Genomic DNA, 23,922 nt, shown 5'->3' with positions numbered 1-23,922 from the left:
CGGATCGGGTATCATGCGCACTAAAATTGCAAAGATTTATACTTCTGAAATATAAAGATTACCCAGGGCATAAAGAAGGTCTTGGGCCGTAAGGTCATGGTGGGTGCCAAAAAAGCCATACCGAGCCCGTCGATCCTTCCGCAACTGGCCCGGGCCCTCACCACGCGGCCGTGATCCAGGCAAGAGTCGGCGTCCGATCCACCATCGGCCCGGCGGCGTAGGACATGGCGGCCATGCCGCTGCTCGGCTGGCGTTATACTGGGCGCCTTTCTATGCTCGAGCCGGGTTTCGCCGGCCCGACGAACGCCCTCCAGCACCGGAGTCTCATGGTCGCCTCTTCCCCGCCGTCATCCGCTGCCCGTACCCAAGCCCGTGCCGACGATGACCCGCTGGTGCCCGACCGGGGTCCGCTGGCCTGGGCCATCCGCGGCAGCCTCCTGCTGGCGGCCAGCCTGACGGTGATGGCCGGTGCAGTGATCTCGCCGTCGCTGCCCGAACTGCAGGCCCACTTTGCCGACGTGGACAACGCCGGGCTGTGGACCCGGCTGGTGCTGACGGTGCCGGCGCTGTTCATCGCCGGCTTCGCGCCCGTGGCGGGATGGGTGATCGACCGCTTCGGCCGCAAGAGCATGATCGTCGTCGGCGCCGTGCTCTACGGCCTGTCCGGCGCCTCGGGGCTGGTGGTCGACAGCTTGTGGGCGATCCTGGTCGGGCGGGCGGCGCTCGGGCTGTCCGTCGCCATGGTGATGACGACGGCGCAGACGCTGGTGGGCGACTATTTCCAGGGCCCCCGCCGCGAGCGGTTCCTGGGCATCCAGTCGGCCTTCATGGCGTTCGGCGGCGTCGCCTTCCTGCTGGCCGGTGGTTTCCTGGCGGACCTGCATTGGCGCGGCCCTTTCGCCGTGTATCTGGCGGCCCTGTTGCTCGCGCCGGTAATGGCCTTTGTATTGCCCGAGCCGCCGCGTCATGATCCCGCTGCGGTTGCCGGCCGTGGTGCCGATGCCGCCGCGCCGCCGGAACCCGCGCGCATGCCCGTCGCCTTCGTGGCGGGCCTCTACGCGACGGCGTTCTTTACCATGACAACCTTTTTCATGGTGCCGACGCAGCTTCCGTTCTATCTGGAGGAGCTTGGCGTCGACAGCCCGAGTCGCACCGGGATGGCCATCGCCTGCTTCAACCTGTCGGCGGGACTGGCCTCCATGAGCTATGGCCGGCTGCGCCAGTGGCTGGGGCCGCCGGCGCTTTTCGCCATCGGCTTCGCCTGCATGGCGGCGGGTTACGGCCTGATCGCGGCGGCGGGAAGCTACGGCGTGGTGATGGTGGCCCTGGCATTGGCGGGGCCGAGCATGGGCATCAACATGCCCAACGCCAGCGTGTGGCTGCTGGCGCGGGTGCCGCCGGCCGTGCGCGGACGGGCGCTGGGCGGCCTGACGACGAGCCTGTTCCTGGGCCAGTTCGTCTCGCCGCTCGCCAGCCAGCCGGTGGTGGCGGCCTTCGGCCCCGGCACGGCCTTCGCCGTGGTGGCGGCCCTGGCGGCGACGGCCACGGCGACATTCCTGGGCGCCGCGCTCTGGACCCGGAGCGCGGGCGCCCCGACATGAAGAGGCCGGAACCGTCGTGCGGGCGGGCCGGCCGCGTGCAGTGAGAGAAACAACGGCGGCCTCCTCAGTGCAGCGGGGGCCGTGTCCCCGTGAAGGGAGAGGATCGTGGGTAACATCATCGGGAAACGACTGGCCGGAGCGCTGATGCTGGCGGCGGGTCTTCTGGCGGCGCCGACGGCGGGCCAGGCGCAGGACAAGCCGCAGGGCCTGCCGGTCGAAGCCGTGCCCGTGCGTGTCCAGCCCATGACCGACGAGCTTCTGGTGGTGGGCAGCCTGCTGGCCAACGAAAGCACCGTCATCCGCCCCGAGATCGCCGGCCGCGTCGAGGAGATTTCCTTCGACGAAGGCGGCCGCGCGGAAAAGGGCCAGTTGCTGGTCAAGCTGGACGACGACAGCCGGGCCGCCGAACTGAAAAGGGCCGAGGCCAACCTCAGCCTCAGCCAGCGCAACTTCAACCGCGCCGAAGAACTCTACCGCCGCCAGAACCTGCCCGTCAGCTCCCGCGACGAGGCGCTCGCGAAGCTGCGCGCCGACGAGGCCGCCCTGGAACTGGCGCGGGTGAACATGGAGAAGACGGAGCTTCGCGCGCCGTTCTCCGGCCTGCTCGGCCTGCGGCAGGTGAGCGTCGGCGACTATGTCCGCGCCGGCGATGCCATCGTGAACCTGGAGGACGTGGACCCCATCAAGGTGGACTTCCGCGTGCCGGAGGTCTTCGCCCACCGCCTGGAGACCGGCCAGTCCATTCGCATGCGTGTCGACGCCGTGCCCGGCGAAACGTTCGAGGGCACGGTCTACGCCATCGATCCGCAGGTGGACGTGCAGGGCCGCAGCGTGCTCCTGCGCGCCCGCGTGCCCAACATGGACGGCCCTTTGCGCCCGGGCATGTTCGCCCGCGTGACCCTGGTGCTGGACGAACGGCCCAACGCCCTGGTGGTGCCGGAGGAGGCCCTCATCCCCCAGGGCACCAGCCAGATGGTCTACAAGGTGGTGGACGGAATGGTGGAGGCCCAGCCGGTCACCATTGGCCAGCGCCGCAAGGGCATCGTCGAGGTGACCGGGGGCCTGAGCGAAGGCGACACGGTCATCACGGCCGGCCAGATCAAGGTGCGCCCCGGCCAGCCCGTCACCGTCATGCCCGCCGGCGGTCCCGGCGCTGAGGGCAAGGCGGGGGGCGATCCGCAGGCCGCCTCGGCGGCGGGGGCGGAGGGCTGATCCATGGTCCTGTCCGACCTGTCCATCAAGCGGCCGGTGCTCGCCACCGTCATGAGCCTCGTCATCGTGCTGGTGGGCATCATCGCCTATGACCGGCTGACGGTGCGCGAATACCCCAATATCGACGAGCCGGTGGTGAAGGTGGAGACCCGCTACCCCGGCGCCACGGCGGAGATCATCGAGACCCAGGTCACCCAGCCGCTGGAGGAGAGCCTGGCGGGCATCGAGGGCATCGACGTCATGACGTCCACCTCCCGCCCCGAACAGAGCCAGGTGGAGGTGAAATTCCGCCTGACCCGCGACCCCGACACGGCGGCCAACGACGTGCGCGACCGCGTCGCCCGTGTGCGCGGCCAGCTTCCCAGCGAGATCGACGAGCCTGTCATCTCCAAGGAGGAAGCCGACGCCCAGCCGATCATCTACCTGGCGTTCTCGTCGGACCGGCATTCGCCGCTGGAGGTCACCGACTACGCCGACCGCTACGTCAAGGACCGGCTGCAGAACATCGACGGCGTCGCCAACGTGATGATCTTCGGCGAGCGCCGCTATGCCATGCGCCTGTGGCTCGACCGTGCGCGCCTGGCGGCCTATGGCCTGACGGTGCAGGACGTCGAGGGCGCGTTGCGCCGGCAGAACGTGGAAATTCCCTCGGGCCGCATCGAGAGCGCGGAGCGCGAGTTCACCGTGCTGGCAGAGACCGACCTGCGCACGCCCGCCCAGTTCGAGGACCTGATCATCAAGCGTGCTGACGGTTACCTGGTGCGCCTGAAGGACGTGGGCCGTGCCGAGATCGGAGCGGAAAGCGAGCGTTCGGCCGTACGGTTCAACGGCCAGAGCGCGGTCGCCCTGGGCGTGGTCAAGCAGGCCACGGCCAACCCGCTGGACGTCAGCGCCGGCGTGCGCGAGGCGCTGCCCATCATCGAGGGCGGCCTGCCCGAGGGCATGAGCGTCGACATCGGCTATGACAGCTCCATCTTCATCGATCGCTCCATCGCCAACGTCTTCACCACCATCGGCGAGGCGGTGGTGCTGGTGATCCTGGTGATCTTCGTGTTCCTGCGCTCCATCCGCGCCACGCTGATCCCGCTGGTGACCATTCCGGTGTCGCTGATCGGCGCGTTTGCGCTGATGTATGCCTTCGGTTTTTCCATCAACACGCTGACCCTTCTGGCCATGGTGCTGGCCATCGGCCTAGTGGTCGACGACGCCATCGTCATGCTGGAGAACATCCACCGCCATGTGGAGGAAGGCCTGTCGCCCGTGCAGGCGGCCTTCAAGGGCAGCCGGGAAATCGCCTTTGCCGTCGTCGCCATGACGCTGACCCTGGCGGCGGTCTATGCGCCCATCGGCTTCATGGAGGGGCGCACCGGGCGCCTGTTCACGGAATTCGCCCTGACGCTGGCGGGTGCCGTGCTGGTGTCGGGCTTCGTGGCGCTGACGCTGTCGCCCATGATGTGCTCCAAGCTGCTGCGCCACGAGAAGAAGCACTCCACCATCTACAACGCCATCGAGCGGGTGATGGTGGGCATGACCAACGCCTACCGCGCCATGCTGCGGGTGACGCTTCGCGCCAACATCCTGGTGATCGGCGTGGCGCTGGGGGTGGCCGGCGGGGCCTATGTCCTGTTCACCCAGCTGCCGTCGGAACTGGCGCCGACGGAGGACCGCGGCACCATCATCGGCATCGGCATCGCGCCGGAAGGCTCGACGCTCGACTACTCCGACAAGTACGCCCGGCAGATGGAGCAGGTCTATGCCAATACGCCGGAGGCCGAGCGCTACTTCGTGGTGACGGGCTTCCCCGTGGTGTCGCAGATCATCAGCTTCGTCGGCCTGACGGACTGGGAGGACCGCGACCGCAAGCAGCAGGAGATCGTCAAGGAGATGCAGCCCAAGCTGTTCGGCGGCATCCCCGGCATCATGGCCTTCCCCACCAACCCGCCGTCGCTGGGCCAGAGCCCGGTGTCCAAGCCCGTGCAGTTCGTCATCCAGACCACCGCGCCCTATGACGAGCTTCAGACCATGGTGGACAGTGTGGTTGCCAAGGCGCGGGAGTATCCCGGGTTCATCAACCTCGACACGGACCTGAAGCTGAACAAGCCCCAGCTTTCGGTGCAGGTGGACCGCGAGAAGGTGGCCGATGTGGGCGCCGACGTGGCCGAGATCGGCCGGACGCTGGAATCCATGCTGGGCGGCCGACAGGTGACGCGCTTCAAGCAGAACGGCAAGCAGTACGACGTGATCGTGCAGGTCGCCGATGTCGACCGGGCGACGCCGTCGGACCTGTCGGCCATCTACGTGCGCGGGGCGGACGGGTCCATGATCCAGTTGTCCAACCTGCTGACGGTGACGGAGACGGTCGCGCCGAAGGAGTTGAACCACTTCAACCAGATGCGGTCGGCCACCATCACCGCCAACCTGGCGCCGGGCTTCGCCCTGTCCGATGGTCTGGCGACGCTGGAGGGCATCGCCGCCGAGGTGCTGCCGCCGGAGGCTCTTGTCGACTACGCCGGTCCGTCGCGCGAGTACAAGGAGTCGAGCGCCAGCCTCTACGTCACCTTCCTGCTGGCGCTGGGGTTCATCTACCTGGTGCTGGCCGCGCAGTTCGAGAGCTTCGTCGACCCGTTCGTCATCATGCTGTCGGTGCCGCTGTCGGTGACCGGCGCGCTACTGGCGCTGTACCTGACGGGCAACACGCTGAACGTCTACAGCCAGATCGGGCTGGTGACGCTCATCGGCCTCATCACCAAGCACGGCATCCTCATCGTGGAGTTCGCGAACCAACTCCAGGAGCAGGGCCGCAGCAAGCGCGATGCGGTGATCGAGGCCAGCGCGCTCCGCCTGCGCCCGATCCTCATGACCACGGGTGCGATGGTGCTTGGCGCGGTGCCGCTGGCGATCGCCGTGGGCGCGGGCGCTGAAAGCCGGGCCGCCATCGGCTGGGTCATCGTGGGCGGCATGACCTTCGGGACGCTGCTGACGCTGTTCGTGGTGCCGACGGCCTACCTGCTGATGGCCCGCGGCCACGGCAAGGCCATGCCCGAGCCCGACGCCAAGCTGATGGGCGGAGCGCCGGCGGAGTAGAGCCGACCGGCTTGAGGTGCGGGAAGGGGCGGTGTCCGGGCGCGGACGCCGCCCCTTTCTTGCGCGCCGACCGGGCAGGACGCGCCGCTGCTCTGCAAGGGCGGCGACTTTGCCAGGACCGACATGCGGCAGGCGCTTGGCATAGCCAAGACAACCCGGGCGTCAGATGCCGCCCAGGGTGTATCCCATGCGGAAGCCGCCCCAGTGGCGGCCGTTGACGAAGATCGGCGCGCTGACGTCCTTCATCATCACCATCTTGCCGCCCATGTCGCGCTTGTAGCTGTTGAGCAGGAACGGGCGCGTGTTGCGGCCCGCCGCCAGACCCACCGGGTCATCGAAGATGCGCCGATTGCGGCAGTTGGCGGTGTTCCACAGCGGGTCGTCGCCCTGCGGCTGGCTGTACTTCTTGTTGTGCGTCGGCAGGTAGCCGTTGCGGTCCACCGCCGCGCAGAACAGGATGTTGGGGTCGCTGGCCAGCAGCGGCTCCTGCAACTCGGGCAGGACGCGGTCGGTGAAGTCGACGAAGCGCGTGGTGTGCTGGCGCGGATCGGTGCCGGGGATGGGCTTGTAGTTCTCGTCGAACAGCGCGTCCTCGGTCATGCGGCCCGAGGCGACGGCATCCTCGAACAGCCGGCCGATGGTCTCGGCCATGTTTTGCACGCTGCGGACATAAGGGCTGTCGGCCATCTCGAACCCTTCGGAGACGGCGCGGGTGATCAGGTCCTGCGTCTGGTTCATCAGGCCGTTGACGGCGTCGGTGGCGTGGTGCAGGTGCCCGCTTTCGTCCTCCACGTCGCCTGTCAACGCATTGACGCTGTCCACCACGATGCCGCAGCGGTCCAGGTTTCCCGACACCGCGCCGCTGATGGACTGGATCTGGCCGCCGACGTCCTCCATGCCGTGCGACAGCGTGGCGACCACCCGCGACAGGGTCTCGGTGGACTGCTCCACGGTGCCGGCGCGCTCGCGGCTGTCGCTGGTTTCCGTGTGAAGCTGGCCGATGAGGGTCTCAAGCTCCGCCACGGTTTCCTCGATGTGGGACGTGGCGTCGCTGGTCTGCTGGGCCAGCGCCTTCACCTCGCCGGCGACCACGCCGAAGCCTTTGCCCGCCTCACCGGCGCGAGCGGCCTCGATGGTGGCGTTGAGGGCCAGCAGGCGGGTCTGCTTGGCGATGGCCTCGATTTCCTGGCTGACGTTGGAAACCTGCCGCAGCGCCTCCGACAGGCCGGCAAGCTGCTGCTCGATGCGGCCGACACCTTCCACCAACCCGTGGATGTCGCCGGTGGCGCGCTCCAGGGCATCGCGGCTGCCGCGGGCCTCGGCCAGCACCCGGTCGGCGACGTCCTGTGCGGAGCCGGCGGCGTCGTTGATGGACTGGTTGGACTCCGCCATCTCCTCGGCGGCGCGGCGCAGGCCGTCGAACTGGTCGACGCTGCGGCCCAGGCGCTCGTTCACCGCGCCGATGTCCAGCGCGACCGTCGCCAGGCTTTCCCAAAGACTACCGATGCCCTTGACGATGCCCGCCGCGGCCCCATCCGCGCGGGTGTCGAGCATGTCGGCGCCGCCGGCGCCGGGGTGGCGACCTGCGTCGTCCATGTTGCGTCCTCCCTGAACCCTTGCCTTATCTTTCGGTTGGTCCTGTTGACCGGACCTTTGGCATAAGTGTGACGCCAGTCGCCTTCCGGCGCAAGAAGGCTACGCCGGTGACAAAGTATCGTATCCGAAAGTGTTGCAAAGACGTCGGCCGCCTAAAGCAGCGCCTCCGTGCCGCCGTTGACCAGCAGGCTCAGCAGCAGGTCGAGGAGGATGATGGCCACGGCCGTGCCCGCGCTCACCCCCAGGCCGTGCCGGGCGATGAACCAGCCGTACATGATGAAGGCGCTGGTGGTCAGCAGGAACAGCAGCGCCACCAGTCCCTGGGGCAGAAGCCCCACCGCCTGCACGATGGACAGCGGCAGCAGGACGGCCGCCACCACCAGCTGGAACCAGTTGTACGGCACCATGTAGTGGAAGTAACGGTCGAAGCAGCCCAGCATTCGGCTGACGGTAATCATCACCGTCGGCATCACCAGCCAACCCAGGGCGAATCCCACCGTCTCCAGCCCCAGGAAGCGCAGCCAGTGGGCGTCCTGCTCCGTCCCCGCGAAATACAGCATGGACTGGATCAGGTAGAAGGGCAGGGTCAGGAAGGCTACGATGAAGGAGTTCCAGAACCCGTTCACCGACAGGTTGAAACACTCGATCCCGCGGGCGTCCAGGCGCAGCAGGCGGTTCAGCCCCCACAGGCTGGAGGCGGTTTCCGAGACGCTGGGGACGGCCACGGTGCCCGCCGCTCAGCCGCGCGGAGCGGCGAAATAGCCGCTGACGACCCGGCGGTAGACTTCCGTCAGGGCCTCCAGGTCGGCGACGGCGATGTTCTCGTCGGCCTTGTGCATGGACCGCCCGACCATGCCGAACTCCATCACCGGGCACAGGTCCTTGATGAAACGCGCATCCGAGGTGCCGCCAGAGGTGGAAAGCTCCGGCCGCGTCTCCAGCACCGCCTCGCAGGCGTCCGACACCAGGTCCGACAGCAGGCCCGGCGGCGTCAGGAACGATTCGCCGGAGATGCGGATGTCCAGGTCATGGTCGCCACCCTCGTCGACCACCTCCAGCTTTTCACGCGCCCAGGCGCTCAGCCGCTCGCCGGTGTGCAGGTCGTTGAACCGGATGTTGAACCGTGCCGTCGCCGCGCCGGGGATCACGTTGGTCGCCGGGTTGCCGACGTCGATGGTGGTGATCTCCAGGTTGGACGGCTGGAAGTGGGCCGTCCCGGCGTCCAGCGGCTTCTCGATCAGCGCCGACATCATGCGCATGAGGCGCGGAATGGGGTTGTCCGCCAGGTGCGGATAGGCGACATGCCCCTGGCTGCCGTGCACCGTCACCACGCCGTTGAGGCTGCCGCGCCGGCCGATCTTCATCATTTCGCCCAGGCGGCCGGGGTTGGTCGGCTCGCCCACCAGGCAATGGTCGATGGTCTCGCCGGTTTCACGCAGCCAGTCCAGCATCTTGCGGGTGCCGTTGACGGCCGGCCCTTCCTCGTCGCCGGTGATCAGCAGCGACAGGCTGCCGCCCGGCGCACCGTCCGCCCAGTCGTCGCGCGCACGGGCGACGGCGGCGACGAAGGCGGCGATGGCACCCTTCATGTCGGAGGCGCCGCGGCCGTACAGAATGCCGTCCTTCACCTCTGCCGCGAAGGGATCGAGCGTCCAGCCCTGGCCGACGGGCACCACGTCGGTGTGGCCGGCAAAGCAGAAGTTGGGCGCGGCCGTGCCCAGGCGGGCATACAGGTTGTCCACCCGCTCGTCCCCCTCGCCGAAGGGCAGGCGGGTGCAGCGGAAGCCCAGGGTCTCCAGCGCCGCCTGCAGAACGTCCAGCGCGCCCTCGTCGGCGGGCGTGATGCTCGGCCGGCGGATGAGCGCCTGCGCCAGGGGCAGCGGATCGGTCAGCGCGGCGGCCTCGAAGGCGGGCAGGGTGGAGGTGTCGGCGGTCAAGGGGTATGCTTTCCTGACAGGTCTGGAACGGCGGGCCGGCGGCCCGCCGCAACCACTCATTAATCCCGCAGCAGCTCGTTGATGCTGACCTTTGAACGGGTACGCTCGTCGACCCGCTTCACGATCACTGCGCAATAGAGGCCGGGGCCGGCCGATCCGTCGGGCAGCGGCTTGCCCGGCATGGTGCCCGGCACGACCACCGAGTACGACGGGACGCGGCCCATGTGGACCTCGCCGGTCTCGCGGTCGATGATCTTGGTGGACGCGCCGATGTAGACACCCATGGACAGCACCGCGCCTTCCTCGACACGCACGCCTTCGGCCACTTCGGCGCGGGCGCCGATGAAGCAGTTGTCCTCAATGATGACCGGGCCGGCCTGCAGGGGCTCCAGCACGCCGCCGATGCCGGCGCCGCCCGAGATGTGCACGTTCTTGCCGATCTGTGCGCAGGAGCCGACGGTGGCCCAGGTGTCGATCATGCAGCCGGTGTCGACGTAGGCGCCCAGGTTGACGAACGACGGCATCAGCACCACGCCCGGGGCGATGTAGGCCGACCGGCGCACGACGCAGTTGGGCACGGCGCGGAAGCCGGCCTCGCGGAACTCGGCCTCGCCCCAGCCGTCGAACTTGCTGGGCACCTTGTCCCACCAGTTGGCCGCACCCGGGCCGCCGTTGATGACGGTCATGTCGTTCAGGCGGAAGGACAGCAGCACGGCCTTCTTCAGCCACTGGTTGACGATCCACCCCTCGGCGGTCTTTTCGGCGACGCGGGCCTCGCCCGAATCCAGCAGGTTCAGCGCGGCGTCGACGGCCTCGCGCACCTCGCCGCCGGTTTTGGCATTGATGCCCTCGCGCTCTTCGAAGGCGGTGTCGATGGTGGTCTTCAGGCTGTCGAGGCTCATGAGTCGGCCAAGCTCCGATGCTGGGGAAGTCTTGAAATGGTGCGTGAACATACCCCGCCCAGGGGTCAAGTCAACAGCGCGGTCGGGAGCCGGAGGCAGCGACTTGCGCGGCGCAAAAGGCCGCGCGCGCTGTGTTGGCATAAGGCGAACAAAGGGATAAGCTCTGTTCCGTTGGGTTGAGGGGTTCAGGGGATACCGGTGAGCACAGGGACAAGAGCAGAGCCGCGTGCCGCGGCCGACACGCTGGTGGATGCCGGCCTGCTGTCGCTGTGCCGCAGCGCGCTCGAGTCCTATCCCGGCGGCATGCTCATCATCGATGCCCGCGACCGACCCATGATGGTCGGGCCGCGTTCGGACAGCCTGACGGCCGCGCTGGATCGGGCGGCGGCAGAGGAGACGCGCTGTTCCTCCAATGCCTCGGGGCTGGCGCCAGCGCCCGCCGATGGCCTGCCGGCCGCCATGCCGGGGCCCGTGCGGGCCTTGGCGGAACGCGCCCGAACCGACGGCGTGGCGGTGGAGGAAATCGTTTCCCTTCCGGGCGAGACGGGGCCGGCTTGGTTCCGCCTGTCGCTGCTGCCGCTTGAATGCCTGGAGCCCGACTGCCAGCCCGGACGCCTGCTGGTGCTTGCGCGCGACGTGACCCTGGAGCGCACCCTTCGCGCCGCCCTGGTCGACAGCCGTCAGCGCTACAAGGATTTCGTGGAGATTTCCACCGATTTCGCGTGGGAGACGGGACGCGACGGCGCCTTCGTTTTCGTCAGCCCCCGCGGCGCCCTGGGATATCCGGCACAGCGCCTGGTGGCGACCGACCCGGCGAGCCTGGTGGCGGAATATTTCGGCCCCGGCTCGATCCCGTTCCACGCGCGCGAACCGGTGGAGGACGTCGACGTCTGGCTGCGCGCGGCGACCGGGGCGCTGGCCTGTGTGCGCATGTCGGCGACGCCGCTCTACAACGCGCACGGCGAGTGGTCGGGCGCCCGAGGCGTCGGCCGTGACGTCACCCGCGAGCGCGACCGTGACGCCGCGCTGGCCCGCGCCCGCAACCGGGAGCGCATCCTGGCCTACATCACCCGCGCCATCCGGGACGAGGTCAACCCGACGGATATGCTGGCGACGGCGGCGGAGACGCTGGGCCGGGGGCTGGGAGCCACCGTCTGTCAGGTCTTCCGGGTGCCCGCAGCGGAGGATGCCGAACGGCCGCCGGCGGGTCCGGGCGAGAGCGCGCCCGCTGCCGCCGACGACGACGGCGAGCGGACGCCGCTGACGTTCGTGCCCGGCGCGCGGTGGGGCGACCTGGGGTACATGGCCGCGGGGCCGGTGCTTGACCGCCTGCGCCAGCGGCGCGGCCGGCTGGAGGTGGAGATCGGCGACTGGTCCATCATGGCGGCGCCCACCGTCTACCGCCACGCGCTCAACGGCGCCGTGGTGCTGTGGCGCGAGGTGGGCCGCGGGCCGTGGAGCGAGGACGACCGCCTGCTCATCGGCGAGATCGCCAGCCAGTTGGGCATCGCGCTGGAGCAGATCGCCAACCACGAAAGCATCCTGCGCATGTCGCGGACCGACCCACTGACGGGCCTCTTCAACCGTCGCGCCTTCTTCGGCGAACTGGAACGCCGCTACCGCCGGCTGGAGCGCGACCGCAGCCCGGCGTCGCTCATCTACCTGGACCTGGACAACTTCAAGGTCATCAACGACCGCAGCGGCCACAAGGCCGGGGACGACCTGCTGCTGCGCCTGCGCGACGTCCTGGTGGGCAACACCCGTCCCACCGACCTTGTGGCGCGGCTGGGCGGGGACGAGTTCGCCGTGTGGCTGGAAGGCGCGGACAGCGGTGTTGCTCAGGCCAAGGCTGAAATGCTGGTGACGGCCGCCCGGGCGCTGGACGATGCGGCGATCGCCGGCGACAAGCCGCTCAGCCTGTCGCTGGGCGTGGCGGTGCACGAGGCCGGCTCGGGCGAGACCCTGGCGGAGATGGTCGCCCGCGCCGACGCCGCCATGTACGCCGCCAAGCACACCGGCAAGAACGCCTGGCACCTGGCGCCGCCGCCCGGCGGTGGTGGTCATGGTGGTGGTGGTGCGGCGCCCGATACGCGGAACACGGAGGTGGAGGCATGAACTCGCTCGTCCGCCGCCTCCTGGACCAGTCGGCCGATGCCGCCGACGTCCAAATCAGCTACGACGAGGCGCGCGCCCTGGCGCGGCACGACGATCCGGACGTGCGCCGCAGCCTGGCCGGCCACCCGGACACGGTGCCGGAAATCCTCTACTATCTGGCCGAGGACCCGGACCCGCGCGTGCGCCGCGCGGTCATCGCCAACGGCCAGACGCCGCCCCTGGCGCACCTTCTTCTGGCGCACGACAGCGATGCCGACGTGCGCGGCGACCTGGCGGCCAAGATCGCGCGGCTCGCGCCCGGCCTGACTGAGCACGAGCAGGACCGCGTGCGCCAGAGCACCATGGAGGCGCTGCAGGCCCTGACGCGCGACCAGATCCCGCGTGTGCGCCAGGTGCTGTCCGAAGCCCTGAAGGACGTCGCCAACGCGCCGCCCAACGTCATCCGGCAGCTTGCCCGCGACGTGGAGGTGGCGGTGGCCGCCCCGGTGCTGGAATATTCGCCGGTCCTGACCGACGAGGACCTGCTGGAAATCATCGCCGCCAGCCCGGTCAGCGCCAAGTTGACGGCCATATCGCGCCGCCGGCAGGTGACGGAGGCGGTGTCCGACGCCATCGCCGACACCGAAGACGACGCCGCAATCGCCGCCCTTCTGGGCAACACCAGCGCCCAGATCCGCGAGGAAACGCTCGACCGGCTGATCGAGCAGGCGCCCGAGCACCCCGGCTGGCAGGAGCCCCTGGTGCGGCGGCCGTCCCTGAGCACGGGCGCGGCGGTGCGCCTGGCCCGCTTCGTCGCCGACAATCTGATCCTGGTGCTGCAGAGCCGCGCCGACCTGCCGCCCGAAACGGCGCGGGAGGTGGCGCGCGTGGTCCACCGTCGCCTGGGAGAGCCGCGCCGCCAGGACGACGGCACACCGGACCGCCCCGACGGCCAGCCGACGGCGCCGGTGACATGGCGGCGCCCCTCGCCGCAATCCTCCGAACGGGCCCGTTCCATGGCCGAGCGCGACCAACTGACGGAAAAGGTGGTGGCCGACGCCATCGTTGCCGCCGACGAGGACTTCGTCACCGCCGCCCTTGCCGTCCTGGCCGACCTGCCGGCGCCGGTGGTCAGCGCCATCCTGCGTTCGGGCAGCCCCCAGGGCATGGTGGCGGTGGCCTGGAAGGCCGGCCTGACGCCCTCGACGGCGGTGCAGCTTCAGGCCCAGGTCGGGCGGGTGGCGCCGCTGGACCTTCTGCGGCCGGGTCTCAACGGCAAGTTCGCCCTGAAGAAGGGCGAAATGACCTGGCAGATCGACCTGTTTCGCCGCGCCGTCGCCGATGCGGCTGCCGCCGGTGCCGGAGAAGGCTGACGCTACCGGCCGCGCCGCGTGGCGCAACCGCTTTCGCGCATCAGGGGTTTATCCTTCGGGGACCACGACCGGGAGACGCCGCATGCTGCGCCGCGCCAGTTTCCGCCGATCCGCACTGACCGCCGCCGTTGCCGCCGGCCTCGGCCTGTCGCTGGGGCTGGCGGGCTGCTCCGAGGACCCGCGCCTGCTCAACGCCAACACCGGGGGCATCGCCATCGCCCTCGGCGACCCCGAAAACGCCCTGTCCCAGGCGACGGAGGTCGCCAGCCAGCACTGCGTCAACGTGCGGCGCATCGCCGTGCTGCGCGACGTGCAGGAGGTGGGGGACGAGCAGGTGGCCTTCTTCGACTGCGTGGCCATCGAGCCGGCCGCCCGGTGACGCATGTTCGCACGCCGCAGGCGAGGCGTTTTCATCCTGCATTGCAGGATGCAATACATCCGCAACCAAATGAGGTAATCCGTTCGGTGGTTTCCGTCGCGGCAACGCCGGTTGCGGGCCCGTGCGTCCGCCAACCGGGGCTGGCACGCCGATTGCTGACCTTGGCGGATACGTGACCGGCGATGCCCGGCACGGCGCCCCTCCGCCCCGAGGTCGCCGTGTCTCCCTCCTCTCGACGCGGAGCCGGTCATGCCGCGTTCGTGGCCGCTTTTCCTCTCCCCCTGGCCGCGGGCGTGAAGGGCCGCCGGACCCGCACCCGGCGGCCCTTCTTCTTTTCAAAATGGGCCCGGCGCGCGCCGACAAAATTGGACCAAGGTTCCAATTTTGCGTCTGACCTATGGCTTATGCGAGGTCCAGCCCGAATTCTGTATGCTCCCGACATCTTCGAACGGTCACGTCGGCGCGGGGACGGCGGGACGCATAACGAGAGAGGGGAAGGGCAGATGTCGCAGTACGAGATAGACCGCCAGCGCCACCTGATGCGTGTGGACGAGGCGACGCGCGAGAACCTGGTGGCGACGCGCCCGCTGGTGGAGCCGCGCCTCGACGCCGTGCTGGATGCCTTCTACGCCTTCGTCCAGTCCGACCCTGACATGGCGCAGTTGTTCGCGTCGGACGAGGCCATGGAGCGCGCCCGGCAGGCCCAGAAGTGCCATTGGCTCGACACCCTGTTTGCCGGCAAGTGGGATTCGGGCTATGTCGACACGGTCAAGCGTATCGGCCGTGCCCACGTCGAGCACGGCGTGACGCCGGACTACTACCTCGCCGGCTATGCCTTCTTCATGGATGCGCTGATCGACATCGTGCTGCAGGCCAAGCGCAAGCGCCCGCAGGAGGCCGCCGCCATGCTCAAGGCCGTCAACCGCTCGGTCTTCATGGACCTGACGACGGTGCTGCACAGCTATTTCGACCTGGAGCGCGAGAAGCGCCAGGACGCGGCGGCGGAGAATGCCCAGGACTTCGAAACAGGCGTGGCGGTCATCGCCGACCGTCTGGCCGACTCCGTCCAGCGCATGCAGGCTTCGGCCGACAGCCTGCACGAGACGGCCGCGCACACCTCCGAGAACGCACAGAGCGTCTCCGACGGGGCCGAGACCGCATCCGCCAATGCCGACACGGTGGCCGCGGCGGCCGAGGAATTGTCGGCGTCCATCGACGAAATCAACCGCCAGATGGCGCAGAGCACCGCCACGAGCCGCGAGGCGGTGGAAGAGGCCGAGCGCACGTCCGGCGTGGTGGCCGACCTGTCCAACATGGCCGACAAGATCGGCGAGGTGGTGCGCCTGATCAACGACATCGCCAGCCAGACGAACCTGCTGGCGCTCAACGCCACCATCGAGGCCGCCCGCGCCGGCGAAGCGGGCAAGGGCTTTGCGGTGGTGGCCGGCGAGGTCAAGGCGCTGGCCCAGCAGACCGCGCGCGCGACCGAGGACATCGACCGCCAGGTGGCCAGCTTGCGCGAGGTTACGGGCGGCGTGGTCAGCGCCATCGGCGGCATCCGCGAGACCATCGGCAAGATCGACCACATTTCCTCCTCCATCGCCGCGGCGGTGGAGGAGCAGGGCGCGGCCACCCGCGACATCGCGCGGAACGTTCAGGAGGCGGCGGCCGGCATTGACGGCATGCGCGGCGGCATCGCGGCCTTGTCCGGCGACGCCGACAGCACGGCCGAGGTGGCCTCGTCCCTGCGCGGCGACAGCGAGTCCATGGCCGGCGAGACGGAAAACCTGCGCGCCGCCATGGGCGTCTTCCTCGACCGGGTGCGCGCCTCGGCGTGATCCCTGCCGCAACACGGAAACGGCGCCGCCCGCCGACGGGCCGGCGCCGTTCCTGTTTCCGGGTTAAGGGCGTTACGCCGGGTCCTCGTGGTGGCCGGTGGCGCTGCCCTCGGACACCCTGGACAACTGGCCTTCCTCCATGTGCACGCGGTGGTCGGCGACGTCGAAATACTTGTCGTCGTGGGTTACGGCGATGATCGTCTTGCCCTGGTCGCGCAGGCGCGGAAGGATTTCGCGGTAGAACTTCCAGCGGAAGTACGGGTCCTGGTCGGCCGCCCATTCGTCGAAGACGCAGATGGGACGCTTTTCCAGCATGGCGGCAATCAGCGCCAGGCGCTTGCGCTGGCCGCCCGACAGCGACACGGTCGAGAACCGCCGGTCCACCAGCCGCACCTTGTGGTCCATCTCCAGCAGGTGCAGAAGCTCCACCGCCTCGTCCCAATCCACCGTTTCCACGCCGTAGAGTTCGCGGAACAGGTGGTTGTCGGAAAAGATGACGCAGAACCGGTCGCGGTAGGACTGGGCGTTCTCCGGCGTCACGCGGCGCTCGTCCAGCATCACCGCGCCGCCGTCGGGGTGGTAGAGGGCGGTCATCAGCTTGAGAAGCGTCGACTTGCCCGAGCCGTTGCCGCCGGTGATGAACAGCACCTCGCCCTTGCGGATTTCCAGGTTGACGGGACCGACGTGGAAGGCGTGCTCGCCGGGCGCGTCGCCGCGCCCCGAGGCGTGGCTGAAGGTCACGTCGCGCAGGCGCAGCACGTCGAAATCGTCGGAGAAGGGGTCGTAGCTGCCGGTTTCCGGCTGCTCCAGCTCGCGCAGCTCGGCCTCCACCTTCAGCATGGCATTGGCCGAGGCATTGGCGCGCGTGAGCAGCGGCACGCCCGAGACCACGTTGGAAATCGGCCCCATGAGGAAAAGGGCGGCAGTGGTGATCATGCCCACCTTGTCGATGCCGATGTCGGCCATCTTGGGCACCACGAAGACCATGACGCCGATCATGATGAAGAACGCCACCTGCGACGCCACCAGGTTGCCCGCGAACAGGCCCGCCGTTTCCACCTTGCGGTCGGTCAGGCGGTTGGACAGGCGCGAGAGCATGCTGCCCAGTTCGGCCGAGCGGGTGCTGTTCATCTTCACTTCCTTGAAGCCGTCCAGCATGTCGCGGAAGCCGTCGACCAGCTCGCCCTCCAGCCGGTCGGTCTCGGCGAACTGGCGCGCAACCTCCTTGCTGCGGGCCAGGTGGATGAGCGCCCCGGCGACGACGGTGCCGATCAGCAGGAAGAAGGCCGTCATGCTCAGCCAGGCGATGTAGAACACCACGAACACCGTCATGATCAGCGCCTGCCCGGACACCATCAGCAGCGGCACGGTTTCCGCCAGTGCTTTGGCCTCGCGGCTGACGGTGGCGTAGATCTCGGCTGACGACAGGCGCTCCATGTCCTGAAGCTCTGCCCGGCGGATGCGTTCGACGATGCGTTCGCGCAGTTTGTGGACCGTGACCTCGGACGCCCGCGTCGCCATGGTCAGCAGCCACTTCTGCGACACCACGTAGAGCGCGATGGCGGCCACGAACATGATCAGGGAGCGCATCATCTCTCCCTTTTCGTCCAGCGAGGCGGCGGCGTGGTTGATGACCGCCAGCACGGCCGCGTTGGACGATCCGGACAGGGCGCCCATGATCATGAACTTCCAGCGCTGGCGCGAAAGTTCCGCGTGGAACAGTTGAAGTACCTGCATGTCCCCCTCTACGCGCGTTCAAGCGGCCGTCATTGGTCTTCGGCCACCGTCACCGTGGCCCCCGCTCCGGTCAGCGCCACGGCCGCCGTCGCCCATGCGCAACGCAGGTCGATCAGCGTCCAGTCGGTCCCCTGATGGCGGAGGATAACAGGCTCCGCCCGTGGACTACAGCCCGTCGCGATGCGGCGCGGGTCCGTCAGAAGGCCGGTGCCGGCGCCCTTGAGCAGCGCCTCCTTGCGCGTCCACAGGCGAAGGAAGGCGGCGCGGCGCATGTCGGCGGGCGTATCCGCCAGGACGTTTGCTTCCGCCGCCGTCGCCACCTGCCGGGCCAGCGGCAGCAGGTCGTCGTCCAGGCGCGCGGCGTCCTCCACGTCGATGCCCACGTCCGCGCCCCGCCGTACGGCGATGCCGACGCCCGCCGCGCAGTGCGAGAGGCTGAAGCGCCAGATGTCGGGGGCGCCGCCGTCGGCGTTCAGCAGGAAGGGCCGCCCCTGGCTCTCGGTCGCAAAGCGCAAGGAGGCTGCCGGACGCCCGGTCGCCTTCGCCAGAACCCGCCGGAGAAGCGCGTGGGCCAGGGCATAAAGGTTGCGGTCCTCGGCCCGATGGAAGGCGTCCATCCGCGCCCGCTCGGCGGCATCCAGCAGGGCGATGTCCGCTGCCGCCGGGACGGCGGCCGGCACCAGCCTGACACGGGCGGGAACGGGCGCGGCGGCGGTCATGGCGGCCCTAGAAGTTCGCCAGCACGCCGAAGAACACCTGCGGGCTGCTGTCGGGGCGGCCTGCCACCGTCGTGTTGTGGTTGATGAGCGGTAGGCCCACCTCCACCTGCCCCTGAAGCCACGGCGTCACGGTCGCCCGGACGCCAAGCCCGGTCGAGGCGGCGGTCTTCGGGTCCTCGGTGCCGGGGGCGGAATCATTGATCCAGAACTGGCCGATGTCGTACCACGCGAAGGGCTGCACCCCCATGAGCCAGGGCTTGCCGACGGTGATGGTGGTGTTGAGTTCCGCCCGCGCGGCCCATCCCTTGTCGCCGGAGACCACGCCGCCGTGAAAGGCCCGGCCGAAGCCCTCGCCGCCGAACGACATCAGTTCCGAGCCCGGGAGCACGTCCGGCGTGATCTGCGCCGATACCTCTCCCACCAGGGTCAGGCCAAGCGGCAGGGGCTGGTTGCGCTGCGCCTCCACCTGGATCTTCTGGAAGGTGGGCACGCTGTCCGGGCGGTCCAGGAGATTGTCGGGATCATCGGCGCCGAAAGCCCCCAGGCCATTGCTGACCGTGCCCGAAACACGGGTCACGCCGCCACCGCCGTCCACCCAGTCGAGGTTCGCGCCAAAGCGCCAGGCGGTGACCTTGTCCTCGCCCTGTTCGACGCGCTTCCACATCAGGTCCGTCTCGCTCTCGGTGTATTCGAGCGACGTCCAGAGGTGCAGGTTGAGCGGCGTCGTGCGGATCACCGGATGATCGAGACGCGCCGAATACGACGTGTTGAAGCTGTCGATGCCGAACGGCTGCTGCAGGCTGCCCGGCGAGGCATGGGTGCGGCTGGCCGAGAGGGTCAGCTTGGTGCCCTCCAGGCCCAGCAGCATGGTTTCCGTCAGCGTGTAGAGCTTCAGTTCGTTGGGATGCGTCGGGACGGTGACGACGCTGAGCGCCAGTGAATCCGTATCGGTCAACACGCCGTTGGCGGTGACGCCGGTCATCAACTGCAAGCGGCCGATGGAGCGCGTGCCGCGGTTGTTCAGTCCCACCTTGGCCTGGATGCGGTCGCGGCTGAGGGTCACCACGGCCTCGCCGCCCGGCTTCTCGGGCAGGGCGACGGAGGCGACGGTTATGCCGGGGATATCGCGCAGCAGATTGGTGTAGCGATCGGCGAGGTCGGCGCGCAGCAGTCCGGTTCCGGCCACCCGGTTGGCCATGCGCGCAATCTGGCTGTCGGCCGGGAGGGGTTCGCCGTCCAGGACCACCTTGACGCTGCCGATGCTCATCTCGCGCACATCAAGGCGCACGCGCCCGTCGACGATGAACTGGCGCGGCAGCGTCACCACGGTGCCGGCATAGCCGGCGGCCGCGTACTGCGCCTTGATCTTCTGCCCGGCCTCGTAAAGTTGCTGAAGCGTCACCTCGTCGCCCACCAGCGGGTCCCATGCCGGCGACAGGTCGGAAAGGGGGAAGACGGTGGCGCCGCTGACCTGCACGTCGTTCAGGGTGAAGCGGATCTGCTTGGCGTTCACCGGCGGGTCGTCGGGCGTCTTGCCCGGCTGCACCAGCGTCCCCGAGGCCCGGGCGGCATTGCGGGACACATGCACCACCGCATCGACACCGCCGGCGTCACCGGGGTGGGGCTCGGTCTCGATGCCCAGTACCGCATAGCCTTGCCGCGAAAAGGCCTCGACCGCCTGCTGATAGGCCGCGATGCTCAGGGGGCTGGACTGGCGCAGGGCCTGGATGATGTCGCGCACGGCCGGGGCGGCGGTGACGTCCCGATCGGCGTCGGCCAGCACCGTCACCTCGTCCAGGTGGAACGGCTCCACCCGCAGCCGGGCCGTGCCGTCTTCCAGGTCCTGCGGCGGCACGATCACCGTCGGCGCGAACAGGTCGCGGGCCTCGTAGGCGCTGCGGATGCGGTCGGCGATCGTATAGAGGCGCGTGACCGGACCGCGCTCCCCCAGGAAGTCCGCATAAAGGCCGCGGCGCGCATCAGCGTCCAGCACCGTGTCGCCCGCAATGTCGACGTCGAGGAGGGTGAACAGCATGTGCTCGGCCCCCGGCGGCGGTTCCGTCTGGTCGGGCAGGGCCGGGATCACCGGGTCGGTGGAGGCGACGGCCTCGGGTCCGGTTTCGAACCGCTCCACGACGCGGTTGATGTCGTTGGCGCCGGTCGGGGCGGACTGCGCGTGTGCCGGAGCCGCCGGAACGGCCAGGGTGAGCACGATGGCGGTGGCGGCGGACACGGCGCGGGCGTCGCGCCACGTCCGTGGACGCAGGTCGGGCGTGGTCATGTCGGTGTCTTCTCCCCCAAAAGGCGCGGCCTCTCCCCCGGCCGCCCCTCCGGTGATACAACCTTTAAGACCTGCAATCCACCATGCAATGCAATTGCGAGTGTCACGTGTCCGTGCCGCCGCCCGGCGGTCGCGTCAGAAAGGCGACGTTTCGCGCCGGTGTCTCGCAGCGCCATGCGCGGGCTGCGGCGATGTGGTGAAAGGTTTCCTCGCGATAGAAGACCACGTGGGTCGGATCGCGCCGGTAATGCCAGTCGGCAAAGCGGGAATCGTCGGTCTGGAAGCAGGTCATCACCGCCAGCACCCCGCCCGGCCGCAGCAGGCCGGCCAGCCGGTCGAACTCCGCCGCCGGGTGGTGGAAATGCTCAACCGCCTCGGTACAGGTTACGGCATCGTAGGTCTGCGCCAGCACCGCCGGGTCGGGATGGAAGAACGGGTCATAAAGGGACGTCCGGTGCCCGGCCTCGTCCAACATCGCGGCCAGCGCCGGTCCGGGGCCGCAGCCGTAGTCCAGGACCGAAGCGCCCGGCGACAGCCGCGCCAGCAGCGGGTCGGCGAGGCGCGCGAGAAACCGACGGTAGCCCGGGTCGGCGGGGTCGTTCTCGTGCGCCGTGTACTCGGCCCGCTCGACCTCCGGAGCCGGGCGCTGGGCAGGGTCCAGAAAGGTGGCATGGCAGGCCGGGCAACGGTGGTAGTCCCGCCCCTGCACGGACTGGAAGGGCCGCGTCGCCGTCTCGCGGCACACCGGACAGGGCGGGTTTCCGCCAGGGTCGGGCAAGGCGCGCGCGGTGGGGTCTTTCGTCATTGGTGGTAGAGGGTCCTGGACTGGGTGCGTGCTCGGCGGTCAACATCCTGGAATAACCGCATGTTCTTTAGAATTATGCCGGCAAAATATTTTGTTCTTCAGGGTGATGTTCGCCGTCGGCGCATCTTATCTTGATGCAAGGAGGCTGTCTTTCATCGTATTGTGTTTACGAGGGAAAGCCTTACGCCGCCGGGAGGCCGCAGGACGGGCAGAGCGCTCCAGGGGAAGGGGCGCCCCGAGAAGACTTATCGACCAGCACCACCACGGCGCGCGTTGAGGAGGAGGACGCTCTTTCTCGAGGGGACGATTGTTGCCCATGGACGGCCTCAGACGCCGCCGGGCCCGCCGCCCAAGCGCGAGCGTTCGCGCCAGACATCCTTAGGGAGGAGTCGATGGTTCTCGCCGCCGATCTTTTCGCCGATTTCGCCAAGTCCTACGACACCCGTCGCGAGACGGAAATGTCCCTGTCCGACTATCTGGAAGCCTGCCGCGAAGACCCCATGGTCTACGCCACCGCGGCGGAGCGTATTCTTGCCGCCATCGGCGAACCGGAAATGGTGGACACCGCCAAGGACCCGCGCCTTGGCCGCATCTTCATGAACCGCACTATCAAGATCTATCCGGCCTTCCATGAGTTCTACGGCATGGAGGAGACCATCGAGCGCATCGTGGGCTTCTTCCGCCATGCCGCGCAGGGGCTGGAGGAGCGCAAGCAGATCCTCTACCTGCTGGGCCCCGTGGGCGGCGGCAAGTCGTCGCTGGCCGAGCGCCTGAAGGCGCTGATGGAACTGCATCCCATCTACGTGCTCAAGGCCGGCGACGAGCTGAGCCCGGTCTTCGAAAGCCCGCTCGGCCTGTTCGACCCCGAGAAGATGGGCCCGGTGCTGGAGGAGAACTTCGGCATCCCGCGCCGCCGCCTGACCGGCCTGATGAGCCCCTGGTGCATCAAGCGGCTGGACGAGTTCAACGGCGACATCTCGCGCTTCAAGGTGGTGAAGATCCATCCCTCGCGGCTGCGCCAGATCGGCATCGCCAAGACCGAGCCGGGCGACGAGAACAACCAGGACGTCTCGTCGCTGGTGGGCAAGGTGGACATCCGCCGGCTGGAACTGCACGCCCAGAACGACCCCGACGCCTACAGCTACTCGGGCGGCCTGAACCGGGCCAACCAGGGCATGCTGGAATTCGTCGAGATGTTCAAGGCGCCCATCAAGATGCTGCACCCGCTGCTGACGGCGACGCAGGAAGGCAATTACGTCGGCACCGAGAACATCGGCGCCATTCCCTTCCAGGGCATCGTCATGGCGCACTCCAACGAGGCGGAGTGGCAGACCTTCAAGAACAACAAGAACAACGAAGCCTTCATCGACCGGATCTACGTCATCAAGGTGCCGTACTGCCTGCGGGTGACCGAGGAGCAGAAGATCTACGACAAGCTGATCGCCAATTCGGAACTGGCGGAAGCGCCTTGCGCCCCCGGCACGCTGGAGATGCTGGCCCAGTTCGCCGTGCTCTCCCGCCTGCGCGAGCACGAGAACTCCAATGCGTTTGCCAAGATGCGGGTCTACAACGGCGAGAGCCTGAAGGAAGTCGATCCCCGCGCCCGCACGCTGCAGGAATACAAGGACGCCGCCGGTGTGGACGAGGGCATGGAGGGCATCTCCACCCGGTTCGCCTTCAAGGTGCTGGCGGCCACCTACAACCACGACACTCAGGAAGTGGCGGCCGATCCCGTCCACCTGATGTACGTGCTGGAATACGCCCTGCGCCAGGAGCAGATGCCCGACGAGCTTGAAAAGCGCCTGATCGAGTTCATCAAGGCCGACCTGGGCCCGCGCTACGCGGAATTCATCGGCCACGAAATCCAGAAGGCCTACCTGGAATCGTATCACGACTACGGCCAGAACCTGTTCGACCGCTACGTCGACTATGCCGACGCCTGGGTCGAGGACCAGGACTTCAAGGACCCCGACACCGGCCAGCTTCTGGACCGTGCGTCGCTGGATCAGGAACTGAGCAAGATCGAAAAGCCTGCCGGCATCGCCAATCCCAAGGATTTCCGTAACGAAGTGGTGAAGTTCGCCCTGCGGTCGCGCGCCAACAACGAGGGCCGCAACCCGTCTTGGACGTCCTACGAGAAGATCCGCAACGTCATCGAGCGGCGGATGTTCAGCCAGGTGGAGGAGCTGCTGCCCGTCATCAGCTTCGGCACCAAGAAAGACAGCGACACCGACCGCAAGCACGCCGAGTTCGTCCAGCGCATGATCGAGCGCGGCTACACCGAGCGGCAGGTGCGACGGCTGGTGGAGTGGTACATGCGCGTCAAGCACGCTGGTTGAGCACCCTCTGTCGGGCTGTAGGGAA

16 protein-coding genes are annotated in these 23,922 nt (G+C 68.5%); 8 read left to right on the top strand and 8 right to left on the bottom strand.

Annotated features, from left to right (window positions below; all coding sequences use genetic code 11):
• Positions 1-326: 326 nt before the first annotated feature.
• The 3 genes from C882_RS12210 to C882_RS12200 all read left to right on the top strand — a co-directional run bounded on the left by C882_RS12210 (position 327) and on the right by C882_RS12200 (position 5,897).
• Positions 327-1,601: an MFS transporter gene (locus C882_RS12210; RefSeq protein WP_009540919.1), complete on the top strand. Its 1,275-nt coding sequence runs from the start codon at positions 327-329 to the stop codon at positions 1,599-1,601.
• Positions 1,602-1,706: 105 nt separating this feature from the next.
• A complete protein-coding gene (locus tag C882_RS12205; RefSeq protein WP_009540918.1) occupies positions 1,707-2,813 on the top strand; it encodes an efflux RND transporter periplasmic adaptor subunit in 1,107 nt (368 codons plus the stop codon).
• A 3-nt stretch (positions 2,814-2,816) separates the two neighbouring features.
• Positions 2,817-5,897, top strand: coding sequence for an efflux RND transporter permease subunit (locus tag C882_RS12200; RefSeq protein WP_009540917.1), 3,081 nt, complete (start codon positions 2,817-2,819; stop codon positions 5,895-5,897).
• 162 nt (positions 5,898-6,059) lie between these two features.
• On the opposite strand, the gene C882_RS12195 is transcribed toward C882_RS12200, so the two are convergent.
• From C882_RS12195 to dapD, 4 genes are all read right to left on the bottom strand, one after another.
• On the bottom strand, positions 6,060-7,493 hold the full coding sequence (locus tag C882_RS12195; RefSeq protein WP_009540916.1) for a methyl-accepting chemotaxis protein: 1,434 nt from the start codon (positions 7,491-7,493) through the stop codon (positions 6,060-6,062).
• Between the two features lie 152 nt (positions 7,494-7,645).
• Positions 7,646-8,218 (bottom strand): hypothetical protein, encoded by a 573-nt coding sequence (locus tag C882_RS12190; RefSeq protein ID WP_009540915.1) that lies wholly within the window; start codon positions 8,216-8,218, stop codon positions 7,646-7,648.
• Positions 8,219-8,230: 12 nt separating this feature from the next.
• Positions 8,231-9,430, bottom strand: coding sequence for a succinyl-diaminopimelate desuccinylase (dapE, locus tag C882_RS12185; RefSeq protein ID WP_009540914.1), 1,200 nt, complete (start codon positions 9,428-9,430; stop codon positions 8,231-8,233).
• A 59-nt stretch (positions 9,431-9,489) separates the two neighbouring features.
• Positions 9,490-10,332: a 2,3,4,5-tetrahydropyridine-2,6-dicarboxylate N-succinyltransferase gene (gene dapD, locus C882_RS12180; protein ID WP_009540913.1), complete on the bottom strand. Its 843-nt coding sequence runs from the start codon at positions 10,330-10,332 to the stop codon at positions 9,490-9,492.
• 198 nt (positions 10,333-10,530) lie between these two features.
• Between dapD and C882_RS12175 the strand changes: the two genes are divergently transcribed.
• The 4 genes from C882_RS12175 (at position 10,531) to C882_RS12160 (ending at position 16,016) form a co-directional block, all read left to right on the top strand.
• Positions 10,531-12,447, top strand: a complete 1,917-nt coding sequence (locus C882_RS12175) for a sensor domain-containing diguanylate cyclase (RefSeq protein ID WP_009540912.1) — start codon at positions 10,531-10,533, stop codon at positions 12,445-12,447.
• Positions 12,444-13,799 carry a DUF2336 domain-containing protein gene (locus tag C882_RS12170; protein ID WP_009540911.1) on the top strand — a complete coding sequence of 452 codons (1,356 nt, stop codon included), beginning with the start codon at positions 12,444-12,446 and terminating at the stop codon, positions 13,797-13,799. The genes C882_RS12175 and C882_RS12170 overlap by 4 nt, the downstream gene beginning before the upstream one ends.
• An 82-nt stretch (positions 13,800-13,881) precedes the next feature.
• Complete coding sequence (locus C882_RS12165; protein ID WP_009540910.1) at positions 13,882-14,178, top strand: hypothetical protein; 297 nt, start codon at positions 13,882-13,884, stop codon at positions 14,176-14,178.
• Positions 14,179-14,681: 503 nt separating this feature from the next.
• A complete protein-coding gene (locus tag C882_RS12160; RefSeq protein ID WP_009540909.1) occupies positions 14,682-16,016 on the top strand; it encodes a globin-coupled sensor protein in 1,335 nt (444 codons plus the stop codon).
• A 72-nt stretch (positions 16,017-16,088) separates the two neighbouring features.
• Here C882_RS12160 and C882_RS12155 read toward each other — a convergent pair whose 3' ends face one another.
• The 4 genes from C882_RS12155 to C882_RS12140 form a co-directional block, all read right to left on the bottom strand.
• Positions 16,089-17,753 (bottom strand): cyclic peptide export ABC transporter, encoded by a 1,665-nt coding sequence (locus C882_RS12155; protein WP_009540908.1) that lies wholly within the window; start codon positions 17,751-17,753, stop codon positions 16,089-16,091.
• Positions 17,754-17,782: 29 nt separating this feature from the next.
• On the bottom strand, positions 17,783-18,472 hold the full coding sequence (locus C882_RS23250; RefSeq protein WP_009540907.1) for a 4'-phosphopantetheinyl transferase family protein: 690 nt from the start codon (positions 18,470-18,472) through the stop codon (positions 17,783-17,785).
• 7 nt (positions 18,473-18,479) lie between these two features.
• Positions 18,480-20,753: a ShlB/FhaC/HecB family hemolysin secretion/activation protein gene (locus C882_RS12145; RefSeq protein ID WP_009540906.1), complete on the bottom strand. Its 2,274-nt coding sequence runs from the start codon at positions 20,751-20,753 to the stop codon at positions 18,480-18,482.
• A gap of 103 nt (positions 20,754-20,856) precedes the next feature.
• On the bottom strand, positions 20,857-21,558 hold the full coding sequence (locus tag C882_RS12140) for a class I SAM-dependent methyltransferase (RefSeq protein WP_083875831.1): 702 nt from the start codon (positions 21,556-21,558) through the stop codon (positions 20,857-20,859).
• A 392-nt stretch (positions 21,559-21,950) separates the two neighbouring features.
• Between C882_RS12140 and C882_RS12135 the strand changes: the two genes are divergently transcribed.
• The gene (locus C882_RS12135; protein WP_009540904.1) at positions 21,951-23,897 is read left to right on the top strand and encodes a PrkA family serine protein kinase; all 1,947 of its coding nucleotides are present in this window, start codon (positions 21,951-21,953) and stop codon (positions 23,895-23,897) included.
• The last annotated feature ends 25 nt before the right edge of the window (positions 23,898-23,922 follow it).

The sequence above is a fragment of the Caenispirillum salinarum AK4 genome (assembly GCF_000315795.1).
Taxonomy (GTDB): Bacteria; Pseudomonadota; Alphaproteobacteria; order Rhodospirillales; family Rhodospirillaceae; genus Caenispirillum; species Caenispirillum salinarum.
The sequence above is the reverse complement of the archived record's forward strand: the minus strand, read 5'-3'. Positions and strand labels throughout refer to the sequence as shown.

What these genes read in the sequence shown, in the direction of transcription:
- C882_RS12210 (WP_009540919.1), top strand. Translation starts at nt 327, where the DNA reads ATGGTCGCCTCTTCCCCGCCGTCATCCGCTGCCCGTACCCAAGCCCGT.
- C882_RS12200 (WP_009540917.1), top strand. Translation starts at nt 2,817, where the DNA reads ATGGTCCTGTCCGACCTGTCCATCAAGCGGCCGGTGCTCGCCACCGTC.
- C882_RS12195 (WP_009540916.1), bottom strand. Translation starts at nt 7,493, where the DNA reads ATGGACGACGCAGGTCGCCACCCCGGCGCCGGCGGCGCCGACATGCTC.
- dapD (WP_009540913.1), bottom strand. Translation starts at nt 10,332, where the DNA reads ATGAGCCTCGACAGCCTGAAGACCACCATCGACACCGCCTTCGAAGAG.
- C882_RS12170 (WP_009540911.1), top strand. Translation starts at nt 12,444, where the DNA reads ATGAACTCGCTCGTCCGCCGCCTCCTGGACCAGTCGGCCGATGCCGCC.
- C882_RS12165 (WP_009540910.1), top strand. Translation starts at nt 13,882, where the DNA reads ATGCTGCGCCGCGCCAGTTTCCGCCGATCCGCACTGACCGCCGCCGTT.
- C882_RS12160 (WP_009540909.1), top strand. Translation starts at nt 14,682, where the DNA reads ATGTCGCAGTACGAGATAGACCGCCAGCGCCACCTGATGCGTGTGGAC.
- C882_RS12155 (WP_009540908.1), bottom strand. Translation starts at nt 17,753, where the DNA reads ATGCAGGTACTTCAACTGTTCCACGCGGAACTTTCGCGCCAGCGCTGG.
- C882_RS23250 (WP_009540907.1), bottom strand. Translation starts at nt 18,472, where the DNA reads ATGACCGCCGCCGCGCCCGTTCCCGCCCGTGTCAGGCTGGTGCCGGCC.
- C882_RS12145 (WP_009540906.1), bottom strand. Translation starts at nt 20,753, where the DNA reads ATGACCACGCCCGACCTGCGTCCACGGACGTGGCGCGACGCCCGCGCC.
- C882_RS12140 (WP_083875831.1), bottom strand. Translation starts at nt 21,558, where the DNA reads ATGACGAAAGACCCCACCGCGCGCGCCTTGCCCGACCCTGGCGGAAAC.
- C882_RS12135 (WP_009540904.1), top strand. Translation starts at nt 21,951, where the DNA reads ATGGTTCTCGCCGCCGATCTTTTCGCCGATTTCGCCAAGTCCTACGAC.